We start from the raw sequence: 13,286 nt of genomic DNA, 5'->3' as shown, positions 1-13,286 counted from the left end.
ACCGAACCCGCTCTACACAACCCCAAGGGCTTTGCCTCTCAAGGGCGCGGCGTATCGCCGCTAAGAGCTGCGCATTCTCTCTCAACCTCCCTGGCTTGTCAACCCCCGCGAGCACCGCTTACATCCAACCTCGCGTCCGATCAACCCCAGCTCCCTGCCAGGCCAGCAGCGTCACTAAAGTGCAACACCGCCGTCGAAGAAGCGCGCATTCTACACCCCTCAAACACAGCGTCAAGCCTTTTTAGCGCAACTTTATCCGACAACTACGCGAGCGAACTTCCGTTTGCCCACCTGCAGCAGGTATTTTTGCCCACTCTCCAGACGGATACGCGGATCCTCCACCCGCTCACCATCAACCCGCACACCACCTTGGCGGATCATGCGCAACCCCTCCGAGGTCGAGCCTAGAAGGCCGGCCTCTTTGAGCGCTGAAGCCACTCCGATGCCGCCGGCTCCATCGGCCGTTAGCCGCACCTCTTCGATCTGCTCAGGCAGCCCACCGTGGCGGAACCGGGCGACGAACTCATCCCGAGCCCGTTGCGCCTCGCGCTCGCCGTGGAAGCGCGCGGTCAACTCCATAGCTAAAGCCTCCTTAACATCTCGCGGATTCATCCCTTCCTCCTTGATGGCTCGCTGCAGCCCCTCAACTTCGCTCCAGGGGCGCAGGCTGAGCAGTTCGAAGTAGCGCCACATCAAGTCATCGGAGATCGACATCAGCTTGCCGAAGGCCTCGGCGGCTGGTTCGCGCACACCGACGTAGTTGTTGAGCGACTTCGACATCTTTTTAACGCCATCAAGCCCCACCAACAACGGTGTTGTGATCACCAGTTGCGGCACCTGTCCAAACTGGCGCTGTAATTCCCGGCCAACCAAAAGGTTAAAACGCTGATCGGTGCCCCCAAGCTCGACATCGGCTTGCAGCACCACTGAATCGTAACCCTGGATCAGCGGGTAGAGGAATTCGTGGATCGCAATCGGCGAGCCATCGCGATAGCGCTGCTGAAAATCATCGCGTTCCAGCATCCGCGCCACCGTGTAGCGTGAGGCCAACTGGATCATGTCCGCCGACTGCATCTTCCCCATCCACTCCGAGTTGAAGACCAGACGCGTCTTGTTTGGATCTAAAATGCAGTAGATCTGCTCCTCATACGTCCGCGCGTTAGCCACAACCTCCTCTCGCGTCAGCGGCGGGCGCGTTGCGCTCTTGCCGCTCGGGTCACCGATCGTCGCGGTGAAGTCCCCGATCAAGAACATGATTTCGTGCCCCAAATCTTGGAACTGCCGCAGCTTATTGATCAGTACGGTGTGCCCCAGATGGAGATCGGGCGCGGTTGGGTCGAAACCCGCCTTGATACGCAACGGCGCGGAAGAGGCGAGCCGTTCAGCGAGACCCTCATCGGGGATCGCCTCTTCAATACCACGCCGTATGAGTGCTGCCGCGTCTTCCATTGTCATTAAATAGATCCTTACGTTAGCTCTGTCTCTGGCTGCTTGGATGGCGGTGACAACTGCCGCTGCCTGTCGCCTTGCACCATTACACCACTCTCTTTGGGCTACTCCGATTGTATACGCCCTGACAAGCGGGCACATGCGCCTCGACCACAAGAGCGATCGCGCCCTTAGCCCGGAGAAACTGCGCTAAGGGTACCGCAGAGGCACCCCTAGGAGAGAGTGTGTCGAAAAGAGAGGCCGACAAACAACCGAAAAACCGAACAACCGAACAACCGAACAACCAAGACACAGCACGCAGCCATTCACCGCGCTCGACACTATTGACCTGGGCGTTGGCTGCGGGCAATCTGCCGTGAGCCGACGGAACGGACGGGCACTGCTTTGGCTTATCGCGACTTGACTGACATCGATCTAAAGACTTTCCGCCGACTGCAACACCGCCGTCGGCCTTCGCTGTGGCGCCGACGATTGGTCGTCGGCGGTGCCGGCCTGGCCACCGTAGCGGGCCTGACGCTTGCGGTCACACTAGGCGCCCAGTGGCTACTAAGCGGCGCGCAGCAGCCCGTTAGCAACGAGCGCGGGGAGCGCGCAGCCGCCCCCCCTGCAACGGTACCGATGTTAACCGCCGAAGAGGCTCACGCACTGTTGATTTTTCCCGAGGAGGTACAGACACCTCCGCAGCGGGGTGTGAATAACGGATTGATGAGCACTCTTGCCGGCGTGGCTGGCATGGACAGCTCCGCTGCGCTCATCGGCAGCGAGGCGACCTTAGCAGCGCAGACAAACCCGATCTCGCCGCTCCCCGCAGCCGCCATCGACCTGCAGCTTCACGGCTCACTAGACTCTCTCCCTATTGATCGTGATGCTCGACGCGGCGAAGCGCGATCACTACCCCTCGCCGAGGAGACTGGCTCGACGGCTGCCACCAACAAGGAGCCCCCGTTCGACACAGCGGGCGAGGAAGTTCAAGTGCGCCCAGGGGACAGCCTAGCACGCATCATGGCGCGCGCTGGCTACGGCGCTCGCTTGGTGCATGAGATCGTGGAGGCTGGTGAGGAGACGCACTATCTCAGTACAATGCACCCTGGCGAGACCCTCACTCTTTATCGCGACTCAGCCGGCGAGCTGACAGGCATCCGCTACGCCATCGACGGGCAGCGCGAGCTGCGCATCGTGCGCGACGGCGAAGAGACGACGGCACGCATCGCTGCCCGACCCGCCGAGCGGCAGCGCTTCTTTGTCGAAGAGACGATCGAAGGATCACTCTATCGCAGTGCCAACCGTGCCGGTCTCGGCAACCGCCTGACGATGCGCTTAGCCAATTTGCTCAGCGAGGAGATTGACCTCGGACGAACGCTGCGCAGCGGTGATCGCATCGCCGTGGTTTACGATCGCCTAGTCAGCCCAGAGGGCAAGACCCTCGACACCATCCTGCAAGCCGTTCGTTACGAAGGCCAACTGGCGAACCTAGAGGCCATACGCTACGAAAGCGACGATGGCTTGGTCGGCTATTTCGACCTAGACGGCAATAACGTTCGGCGCAAACTCGAACGCTACCCGGTTGAGTTTTCCCGGGTCAGCTCGCACTTCGATCTCAATCGCCGCCACCCCATCCTCGGGGTTCGCCGCCCCCACCTCGGGGTCGATCTAGCCGCCCCAGCTGGCTCACCGGTTCGCGCTGCAGGCGATGGTCGAGTGATTGAGCGAACCCGCAACGGCGGTTACGGACGCGTAATCACGATTGACCACGGCTCCGGCTACCGGACCCGCTATGCCCACCTGAACGGCTACGCCAGCGGCCTCCGGGAGGGCGACCGAGTTAAGCGGGGCCAGCTCATCGGGTATGTGGGCGCATCCGGGACGGCCACCGGCCCCCATCTGCACTACGAGGTCATCGTCAACGGCCAGCACCGTGACCCACTCAAAGTCAACCTCCCACGTGGGGAGTCGCTGCCGCAACGGCATCGTGCCGACTTCCTTGATCACGCCCGCCCCATCGCCCAAGCGCTGCGCGGGCTTGACGGCGGAGAGGACGAGATCCGGGTAGCAGCTTTCGACTAATGACCTCCCGCGGGGCGCTCTACATTGGGTTGATGTCGGGCACCAGCGTCGATGGCGTCGACGTCGCGCTGGCACGTTTTTCCGAGCACGGAGAGTTGACCGAGGTTTTACACACCGCGACTCACGCGATCGCCCCAAGCTTGCAAGCGGCCATCCTAGCTAGCGGGCCACACACGCCGCTAGGTGAGATCTGCCGCCTCGATCAGCGATTAACCGAGGCCTTTGTCGACGCTATCACCGCCATTCCGCCATCACACTTCGACAGCGCAGCTGTTGCCGCGATCGGCTGCCACGGCCAAACCGTATGGCACGCCAGCACGCCAGGAGAGCAAGCACAGGAGAGCGTGCAACTTGGCAATGGCAACCAAATCGCCGCGGCAACCGGGAGCGCGGTAGTTGCCGACTTTCGCCGTCGCGATATCGCCGAAGGTGGGCAAGGCGCCCCACTCACACCAGCCTTTCACGCCCATTGCCTAGCGGACTCCCAGCAGCCACGCGTGATTCTTAACCTCGGGGGGATCGCCAACCTAACCTTGCTAGCGATGGATGGCACCGTGACCGGTTTCGATACCGGCCCAGCCAACGGTCTGCTAGATCGCTGGATCGAGCGTCATTGTGATCGACGCTACGATGCAGACGGCGCCTGGGCGACCACCGGCACGGTCGACCGCCCGCTCCTAGAGCGCCTTCTCGGCGAACCCTACTTCGCGCACCCGCCGCCGAAGAGCACAGGACCGGAACTGTTTTCACTGGCTTGGCTCGAACGACACCTGCACGGCGATGAGCACCCAGCCGATGTCCAAGCAACCCTGAGCGAGCTGACCGCTGTGAGCGTCGCTGATGCGCTGCACCGCTGGGCCGCCCCACTGGCTAACGGGCAGCTCTTTGCCTGCGGCGGGGGATGCCACAACAGCGACCTTATGGCCAGACTGAGCACTCACTGCGCCCCACTACCGGTTAGCACCACTGCCGCGCTGGGCGTCGATCCGGATTACGTCGAGGCCCTCGCCTTCGCGTGGCTCGCCTGGGCACGGCTGCACCATCGGCCCGGTAATTTGCCGAGCGTTACTGGCGCAGACCGCTCAGCGGTCTTAGGTGCTCTGTACGCCCCGTCCTGCTCCACCCCCCCCACACACAGCGCCCCCTAACACATGCCGGCGGCGCCGCAACCACCACACGTCGTTGTCGTATTGGGGTTGCGAATTACAAACTGCTCCCCACTTTCAGCGGCCACGTAGTCGACCTCGGCACCGTGCAGATACATATTGCTGAATGGATCGGCGACAACCTGAACGCCGCGCCACTCGGCGATCAAATCCCCCTCTGCGACCTCTTCATCGAGCGTAAAACCGTACTGAAAGCCGGCACAGCCACCACCGGTGACGAAGACTCGCAATTTCAAGCCCGCGCAATCCTCCTCGGCAATGAGCTCCCGAAGTTTATCCGCCGCTGCATCACTGAATGTAAGCGGCACCCCCAGGGGTACATCTCCGGCGGCTGACATAGAACCTAATCTCATCGCTCACTCCCCTCTCTTGCAACAGGAAACAGGGCCTGCAATCCAGCACTGGCGACCCAACACACGCCCGACTCTCCGCGAAGAAACAAGGCCTACGGCAAAACAGCAGCCCCTTCCAGTCCTAACCTCTCATCGAGCCCAAACATCAAGTTGAGGTTCTGAATGGCCTGTCCCGCAGCGCCCTTGGTCAAGTTATCGATCACCGCAAGCACAATGACTCGATCCTCTCTTCCGGGGGGCTGGTGGAGCGCAATGTGACAGCGGTTCGTGCCTCGCACCCAGCGCGTCTCCGGATGGCTCCCCGCAGCCAAGACATCGACAAAGGGCTCCTCGGCGTACCGCGCTTGATAACACGCCGTGAGCTCGTCGCAGGTGGCCGTAACAGCAACGTGCAGGGTTGCCTGCATGCCGCGCGTCATCGGCACCAAATGCGGCACAAAGACGATATCGAGTGTCCTCCGGCTGACTTCGGTCAGTGTCTGCTCAATCTCCGGCAAGTGGCGATGGCCACTCGCTCCATACGCTTTAAAGCTTTCGTTAGCCTCGCACAGCAGGGTCGCCACCTTAGCTGCGCGCCCAGCCCCTGAGACACCCGACTTACAATCGGCCACAATCGCACCCAACGGATAGCCAGCCTCGAGCAGAGGCAGTAGCCCCAGCGTGATCGCCGTCGGATAGCACCCCGGATTAGCCACCAAGCGTGCCTTGCGAATCGCCCCCCGGTCGATCTCCGGTAGACCGTAGACCGCCTCGCTGAGCAGCTCCGGACATGCGTGTTCCACGCCGTACCACGTCTGCCACTGCCTGACATCGCGCAAACGGAAATCGGCCCCGAGATCGATCACGCGACAACCAGCAGCAAGCAACTCGGGCGCCGACTCCATTGCAATCCCATTTGGAGTGGCGAAAAAGACCACATCGCACTCACGCAAACGTGCTGCATCCGGCTCCTGAAACGACAGATCGGTCTGACCGCGCAGACTTGGCCACAGGGCATCGACACGGGTCCCGGCCTCCCCACGAGAAGTGATCTCGGCCAAGACCAGCTGTGGATGGCCAAGAATCAACCGCAGCAACTCCATGCCAGTGTAGCCGGTTCCGCCTACGACACCTACTCTGATCATAAAACACCCTCGCTCAACCGAACCTGACGGCCTACAATACAGGGCACGCGCTCACACGCCGAAGCGGTACGCCGCGACAGCGGCGCGCAGCGTGACCCACAGGGGGCACAGAGGCGGCGCGGGGCACACCCGACGCTGCGCTCCAGTAGCACCCTGAGCACGTTACCACTCAGAATCAACCAAGAACCGCTAAGAGGTCCCACCGTGTACCCTTGGATCGAAGCCTTTCACGTTATCACCGTTGTCACCTGGTTTGCCGCGCTCTTCTACCTGCCGCGCCTGTTCGTCTATCACGCCATGACCGAAGATCAGCCCGGCAACGAGCGCTTTAAGATCATGGAGCGGAAGCTCTATCGCGGCATCATGGTTCCGAGTGCGATTGCCGTGGTGGCACTCGGCCTCACCATGCTGTTTATGGCGCCCAGCTTGCTGAGCCAGGGCTGGATGATCGTCAAGCTCGTGCTCGTCGCTTTGCTGATCGGCTACCACGCCTACTGCCACTACTTAGTCCGGCTCTTCGCCCGGGACCAAAACCCCTATAGCCACGTCTGGTACCGTGTATTCAATGAGCTACCGGTGCTGGTGCTGATCCCAGTGGTGATCTTGGCGATTGTAAAGCCCTTCTGAAGAGGCAACCCCGGTGTCGCAATCGGAACAATTTGCTACACCGGGGGGCTACACCGGGGACGACACCGGGGATAACACTGCAACCAACCTGCTAGGCTCGAACAGACGGCCCACGGGCACCCCAGAAAACAGAAAGAGGCGCCCTGAAACCCGGTGGACTAAGCCCGAGTGATGTTGATGTAACTGCAGTTCTCCGCGACGCCCCAGCGCCGACGGGCTATTTCGCCGACTCACCCTCCGCCTCGCCATCGCCAACCAGCGACTGCAGGTAGTTCGCCTCACCGATTTGATCCATCAGCGAAAGCTGTGTCTCCAGCCAGTCGGCGTGCCCCTCTTCATCGCCAATCAGCTGGATGAACAACTCGCGCGAGACGTAATCCTTGACGGTGTCGCAGTATGCGGCCGCCTCGCGGTAGACCTCGAGACTTGCCCGCTCACCGGCCAAATCGGCCTCGTAGATCTCGCGCACGTTCTCACCGATATGCAACTTCTCGAGCTCTTGCAGGTTCGGCAGGCCGCCGAGAAAGAGGATCCGCTCAATGAACTGATCGGCGTGGCGCATCTCGTCCAGGGACTCCTCGTACTCCTTCGCACCCAGCTTCGGGTAGCCCCAATCGTAGGCTAAGCGGGAATGCAAGAAGTACTGACTGATCGCGGTCAGCTCCATCTTGAGACCGCGATTGAGATACTCGATCACCTTTGCATCGCCTTTCATGGTCAGCCCCTCTTGTATCAAGGTTGTTGTACGTTCTGCTATGGAACAAACAATGAATAAGACTTGGTTACCCTTCGACGAACCCCGTACAGTGCACCGCGACACGCTCAGCAACCAGCTCCTGCACCTCTTCCCTGCATTTGCCACACTGTGCGGTGACGCCGAGTTGCGCACAGAGCGCTGGTAGAGAGCCGTGGCCGTCGGCAATCGCCTCGCGAACCTGTTGCTCGGTCACCGCCTTACAGATACAGACGTACATGGCTCTGTCCTCGCTATGCACGCCTACAATACATCAGAAAAATAATAATCTGCAAACAGGGCGCTGCAACCCCGACTCTCTCCCCATCCACCTCGTCCGGTCGGCTGCCGTAACATCCACCACCCGCTGAGGCGCACCTAGCGCCTACTTGCCGGCCCGTATTAAACCACCCAGCTCATACTCCTCCAGGGTCCGGCGCAACATCCGCCGCACCTCATCGGGCGAGTCCATCTCGATGGCACGATTAACCAACTCGGCCGCACGCGAGACGGGCACCCGGCGCACCACCCATTTGATGCGCAGCAAGCTTGAGACACTCATCGACAACCCCTCGACGCCGAGCCCCATCAGCAGGATCGCCCCCGCCGGGTCACCCGCCATACCGCCGCACACCGTCAGTCGCTTACCGTGGCGGCGCGCCGCCCACACCACCTCACGCAGGGCGGCCAGCACCGCCGGGTGCAGTTCGTCGTACAGCCCCGCCACCCGGCTGTTGTTGCGATCGACGGCGAGCAGGTATTGGGTTAAGTCGTTTGAGCCGAGCGAGAGAAAGTCGGCCTGATCACAGTAGCGATCGATCTGATAGATCGTCGCCGGCACCTCAATCATCACCCCGAGCGGCGGAGTCCGCGTCTCGATACCGTCTTCGGCCAACTCTTCGCGAGCCCGGGCGACCAGGCGACGGACATCGCTGATCTCCTCGAGGCGGCTGACCATGGGCAGCAGAATCTGCAAATTGTTCAGGCCGACATCGGCGCGCAGCATGGCCCGCAACTGGGTCAGGAAGATCTCAGGGTGATCCAAGGTCAGGCGAATCCCACGCCAGCCGAGAAACGGGTTCTCCTCGACGATGGGGAAGTAAGGCAGGGACTTATCGCCGCCGACATCGAGCGTGCGCAACACCACAGGGCGCGGGTTAAACTGCTCAAGCACCTGTCGGTAGAGGGCGACCTGATCCTCCTCACCGGGAAAACGGTCGCGGATTAAGAAGGGGAACTCGGTACGGTGCAAACCGATCCCATCGCAGCCAGCGGCCAACGATAGATTGATATCGGAGATCAAACCGGTGTTGGCGTAGAGAGCAATGGGGCGCCCATCGGGGCTTACCGAGGGTTTATCGCGCACCGTCTCAAGGCCCTTGGCAAACTCAGCCTCATCGTCAAGCAGGCGCTGATACTCTTGCTCAACGGTCGGCGACGGATCGACGTAAAAACGGCCCGAGTAGCCGTCGACCACTGTCGGTCGCCCCTCAAGTTCACGCGTGCGCAAATCGTCGACACCCATCACAGCAGGAATCCCGAAGGCGCGCGCCAAGATCGAGACGTGGGAGTTGCGCGAACCGGTTGCGGCGACCACGGCGACGAGTGATTCGCGTGGGATCTCGGCCAGTTGCGAGGCACTCACCTCGTGGCCAACGAGCACAGCTTGATCCGGAACCTCGCGAACGCGCTCGCCCTCATCTCGCAACCGCGCCAAGATTCGCCGCCCAAGGTCGCGAATGTCGCTGGCTCGCTCACGCAGATAGGGGTCGTCCATGTCCTCGAAGACCTGGACGTGCTCACAGATCACGCGCCGCAGCGCCCCCGGGGCCCAGTTGCCCTCGCGAATGCGTTCGATGGTCTCGCGTACGAGGCTATCGCCATCCAGCATCCGCAGATAGACATCGAAAAGCGCCTGCTCATCCGGCGTGACCGAGTCAGCGATCTGCTCCCGCAGCGCCTCAAGCTCGTTGCGGACCCGCTCCACAGCCGCCTCAAACGCCGCAACCTCGGTCTCGACGTCGGCGGAGGCACGATCGGGAATGGCGTTCAGATCGGCCTGGGTGTAGGAGACCACCGCCGTTCCCATGGCCACCCCCGGCGCCCCCGGTAACCCTCTCAGGGTACGCCCAGCCGCCGGGGTGCCCGCGTCCAAACCATCGATACCACCACTGGCACGGGCGTGAGCGATAGCCCCGGCAAGCTGCGCCGCCAACGTCACCAGGAAGGCGACCTCGTTCTCCTCAAAGCGCCGCTGCTCGACTTGCTGCACCACGAGCACGCCGAGCACACGCCGGTAGTGAATAACCGGGACCCCGAGAAAGGAAGAGTAGCGCTCCTCGCCGGTCTCCGGAAAGTAACGAAAACGCGAGTGGGCCGGGGCATTCTCCAAGTTGATCGGCTCCTCACGCTCAGCAACCAAACCGACCAGGCCTTCAGCCGTAGCCAATCGCACCCGGCCGACGGCCTCGGGATTGAGCCCTCGGGTGTGCATGAGCACGAAGTCGCCTTGCACCGAGTCGCGCAGATAGACGGAACAGACATCGACGGACATGGAGTCGGCGACACGTTCGACAATGATACGCAGCGCCTGACTCAGCCCCGGAGCTGCATTAACCTCGCGCGTGACCCGATGGAGGATATCCAGCATACGATCGCCTTAGCGCACCCGGCGCCTTGCTGCAGCAGGGATGATCGCGCGCTGGCCTTCGGTTCCGGTGCCGACCCACTGCGCGCCCAGGTAGCCGGAGAGCTCCTCCAAAGCCTGCCGATAAACGCGACGCTTGAAGAAGATCACCTCATCAATGGGCTGCCAATAATCGACCCACCGCCAATAATCGAACTCGGGCCGAGGACAACCGTCGAGGCGAACCCGCTGCTCATCGGTCAGCAGGCGCAGTAAAAACCAAATCTGCTTCTGACCAATACAGCGCCCCCCTTTGCGCCGAATCATTCGCCGTGGCAAACGATAGCGCAACCACCGCCGTGTAGCACCGAGTATGGCAACATCGCTAGCCGCCAGACCGACCTCCTCGGCCAGCTCACGATAGAGGGCATCAAGCGGCGTCTCGTGCGCTTCGATCCCACCCTGGGGAAACTGCCAAGCATCCTGCCCACAACGGCGCGCCCACAGCACCTTACCGTCGCAATTGGCGACGATGATGCCAACATTGGGACGAAAGCCGTCGGAATCGACCACCCCAAGCACGCCTCCCTACGCAGAAAAAGCCAATGTTATTTTGGCATAACCGCAGGGACGGCGGCAACGCAGAACCGCAGCGACCATGCGCCGCTGGGCATGAAGTCTCACCGAGCTCAGCGGCCCAGCATCACACTCGAGCCGAGCCCGACCCAAATCTGCCGAGCCCGCCAACGGGGCGTGTACGCCCAAACTGAGCGCGCACTATTCGGTAGCCGGTGCGGTAGCGGTACATTCGACCGGCTGAGCCCCCTGGCGTAAGGTCAAGATCGGCCAGCCACGCTGCTGTGCCGCCGCGGCGAGCGTCGAATCGGGATCGATCGCCACCGGATGCGTGACATACTCGAGCAGCGGCAAGTCGTTCAGGGAGTCACTATAGAACCAACAGGTAGCCGACTCCAAACCGGCCGTTTGCAGCCACTGCTCCACCACCGCGACCTTGCCCTCCCGGAAAGTCGGTACGCCGGTATAGCGCCCTGTATAACCCGCGCTGGTGCGCTCGGGCTCGGTCGCCAACAGTGTTTCGACCCCGAGTCGCTCGGCGATCGGAGCAGTTACAAAACGGTTGGTAGCGGTGACGATGGCCAGATGACGGCCAGCCTGCCGGTGGGTAGCCAGCAACTGCTCAGCCGCCGGCAACAGGATCGGTTCGATGCAGCGCGTCATGAAGGCGCCACGCCACGCCAGCAGCGATGCTTCGTCGTGCTCGGCCAAAGGGCGCAGCGCAAAGTTTAAAAAAGCCTCGATATCGAGCTCGCCGCGCGTGTACTCTTCGTGGAAGCGTCGATGCGCAGCGGCGAAGGCCTCGCTTTCGACGGCTCCACAATCGACTAGAAATTCGCCCCACAGCGAATCGCTATCGCCGGCAATCAGCGTATTATCAAGATCGAATAGGGCGACTTCGGGCCTATCACTCCCCACTACCTCTTCTCCTCTGCTGCATCGACACCCGCGCCACTGCGGCGATGCGCCAGCAGCGCGACCCCACCGAGCACCGCCGCCAACACCATCAGCAGCGGTATATCACCGTAGGTGACATAGGGCGTCTGTCCGCTACGAAGCTCAACATCGGCCACCACACTGGTAGCAATAAACTGCGGGCCTACGGCAACCACGCGGCCATACGGGTCGATGACGGCGCTGATCCCGGTGTTCGTCGCCCTGAGCATCCAGCGCCGCGTCTCGGCGGCGCGCTGCCGCGCCTTCTGCAGGTGCTGATGCGGGGCCAATGAGTCACCAAACCACGCGTCGTTGCTAACATTAACTAGCAAATGAGCACCCTTCGCGCCCCGGGCAACCGCCCGCGGATAGGCCGCCTCGTAGCAGATCGTAACCCCCAAACGGAGTGCGTCGGTCGCCGGGATCGCCTCTGGCACCGGCCCTCGCCTATAGTCGGCCATCGGCGCACCAAGAAAGTCGAGGCTGCGCCCAAACAGATCACGAAACGGCACATACTCCCCGTACGGGACCAAATGGCGCTTACGATAAAAACTCGTCTCATCGCCAAAGACCGCCACGCTGTTGTACAGCGGCGCATCGGCCACCCCAGGCTCGCGATACGGGATGCCGGTTATGAGGAGCCCGCCGGCCTGCCGCACTCGCTGAGCCAACGGCTCTAAAAAATTCGGGGCCACCTGCTCGTAGAGCTCCGGGAGGGCCGTCTCTGGCCAGACGATCAAATCAGCCCCCAGGTGCGCCCAGGTCATCTGCGCATAGCCGCGCCGAATCACCTCTCGATAGGCCGGCTGCCACTTGATATCCTGCGGGTAATTGCCTTGCAGCAACGCCACCCGCAGCAGCCCATCGTCCGCTGTAGCCGTCGAATCGTTCGCGGTCGCTGCCGGTGGGGGAGCCAGCTCACTCCAAGGGCGATCGGCAGCCACCCCGATCAGCACTGCGATACTGCAACCGACAACGACCCCCCCCAGTGATAGCCAAGAGGGCCAGCGCACCGAGCAGGCAATCAGCCCAGCCAAGAGGGCCACAACGAACGACGTACCGAGAACGCCGACAAGCGGCGCCAAGCCGGCAAGCGGGGTATCCAGCGCGGCGTACCCGAGAAAGAGCCAAGGGAAACCGGTGAACAGCCAGGTCCGCACCCACTCAACCAAGACCCACGCCGCCGGTAGTGTCAACAGCAGCGTCGGCAGCGTGCGCGCGCGCCCCGCCCAACGCCCGAGCGCTACGGCGAGCAATGGAAAGAGAGCCAATAAAAGCACGAAGCCGACAGTAACCAAGCCGGCCACCAACCAGCCCCCACCGCCATACTCATTAATGCTGACAAAGACCCAAGAGACACCGACCCCAAACTGTCCTAGGCCGAAGGCGAAGGCCGCCTGTAGGGCTCGGCGCAGCGGCGCCACAGCGGCAATATAGAAGAGCACCGCTGGGGCCAGGAACACCAGCACCACCCAGTCGATGGGCGCAAAGGCCAGCGGCAACGCGGCACCGGCCACCGCGGCAACTACAACCACCAACCAGCTGTCGCTCTTACCGGCCAACCCGCTCTTCACCGCCACACCTCGATCACCTTCTCTGCCCCCCCCACCGTACCCCCCTTGCCACCTTGCT

The 13,286-nt window shown here is 62.1% G+C and carries 12 protein-coding genes; 3 read left to right on the top strand and 9 right to left on the bottom strand.

Features of this window, described 5'->3' with window-relative positions; translation table 11 throughout:
* Positions 1-252 precede the first annotated feature (252 nt).
* Positions 253-1,455 carry a tyrosine--tRNA ligase gene (gene tyrS, locus CKO15_RS12175; RefSeq protein WP_200196681.1) on the bottom strand — a complete coding sequence of 401 codons (1,203 nt, stop codon included), beginning with the start codon at positions 1,453-1,455 and terminating at the stop codon, positions 253-255.
* A gap of 378 nt (positions 1,456-1,833) precedes the next feature.
* Between tyrS and CKO15_RS12170 the strand changes: the two genes are divergently transcribed.
* Positions 1,834-3,513 (top strand): M23 family metallopeptidase, encoded by a 1,680-nt coding sequence (locus CKO15_RS12170; RefSeq protein ID WP_200196679.1) that lies wholly within the window; start codon positions 1,834-1,836, stop codon positions 3,511-3,513.
* On the top strand, positions 3,513-4,661 hold the full coding sequence (locus tag CKO15_RS12165) for an anhydro-N-acetylmuramic acid kinase (protein WP_200196677.1): 1,149 nt from the start codon (positions 3,513-3,515) through the stop codon (positions 4,659-4,661). The genes CKO15_RS12170 and CKO15_RS12165 overlap by 1 nt, the downstream gene beginning before the upstream one ends.
* Here CKO15_RS12165 and erpA read toward each other — a convergent pair.
* Together erpA and argC are read right to left on the bottom strand one after the other, a co-directional pair.
* Entirely contained in the window at positions 4,658-5,032 is a 375-nt protein-coding gene (erpA, locus tag CKO15_RS12160) for an iron-sulfur cluster insertion protein ErpA (protein WP_242464772.1), read from the bottom strand. The genes CKO15_RS12165 and erpA overlap by 4 nt on opposite strands.
* A gap of 92 nt (positions 5,033-5,124) precedes the next feature.
* Positions 5,125-6,156, bottom strand: a complete 1,032-nt coding sequence (argC, locus tag CKO15_RS12155; RefSeq protein ID WP_200196675.1) for an N-acetyl-gamma-glutamyl-phosphate reductase — start codon at positions 6,154-6,156, stop codon at positions 5,125-5,127.
* A 204-nt stretch (positions 6,157-6,360) separates the two neighbouring features.
* Between argC and hemJ the strand changes: the two genes are divergently transcribed.
* Positions 6,361-6,783, top strand: coding sequence for a protoporphyrinogen oxidase HemJ (gene hemJ, locus CKO15_RS12150; RefSeq protein ID WP_200196673.1), 423 nt, complete (start codon positions 6,361-6,363; stop codon positions 6,781-6,783).
* 217 nt (positions 6,784-7,000) lie between these two features.
* Here the strand turns inward: hemJ and bfr are convergent, their stop codons facing one another.
* From bfr to lnt, 6 genes are all read right to left on the bottom strand, one after another.
* Positions 7,001-7,498 (bottom strand): bacterioferritin, encoded by a 498-nt coding sequence (bfr, locus tag CKO15_RS12145; RefSeq protein ID WP_200196671.1) that lies wholly within the window; start codon positions 7,496-7,498, stop codon positions 7,001-7,003.
* Positions 7,499-7,565: 67 nt separating this feature from the next.
* A complete protein-coding gene (locus CKO15_RS12140) occupies positions 7,566-7,757 on the bottom strand; it encodes a (2Fe-2S)-binding protein (RefSeq protein ID WP_200196668.1) in 192 nt (63 codons plus the stop codon).
* Positions 7,758-7,901: 144 nt separating this feature from the next.
* Positions 7,902-10,166, bottom strand: coding sequence for a phosphoenolpyruvate--protein phosphotransferase (ptsP, locus tag CKO15_RS12135; RefSeq protein WP_200196666.1), 2,265 nt, complete (start codon positions 10,164-10,166; stop codon positions 7,902-7,904).
* Between the two features lie 9 nt (positions 10,167-10,175).
* Positions 10,176-10,715 carry an RNA pyrophosphohydrolase gene (locus tag CKO15_RS12130; protein WP_200196664.1) on the bottom strand — a complete coding sequence of 180 codons (540 nt, stop codon included), beginning with the start codon at positions 10,713-10,715 and terminating at the stop codon, positions 10,176-10,178.
* A 204-nt stretch (positions 10,716-10,919) separates the two neighbouring features.
* The gene (locus CKO15_RS12125) at positions 10,920-11,636 is read right to left on the bottom strand and encodes a histidinol-phosphatase (protein ID WP_200196662.1); all 717 of its coding nucleotides are present in this window, start codon (positions 11,634-11,636) and stop codon (positions 10,920-10,922) included.
* Positions 11,636-13,234, bottom strand: coding sequence for an apolipoprotein N-acyltransferase (gene lnt, locus CKO15_RS12120; protein WP_338036061.1), 1,599 nt, complete (start codon positions 13,232-13,234; stop codon positions 11,636-11,638). The genes CKO15_RS12125 and lnt overlap by 1 nt, the downstream gene beginning before the upstream one ends.
* Positions 13,235-13,286 lie beyond the last annotated feature (52 nt).

Origin of the sequence: Halorhodospira abdelmalekii (assembly GCF_016583625.1) — a bacterium.
In the GTDB taxonomy this organism is placed as follows: domain Bacteria; phylum Pseudomonadota; class Gammaproteobacteria; order Nitrococcales; family Halorhodospiraceae; genus Halorhodospira; species Halorhodospira abdelmalekii.
This window is presented reverse-complemented; position numbering and strand designations above follow the sequence as displayed.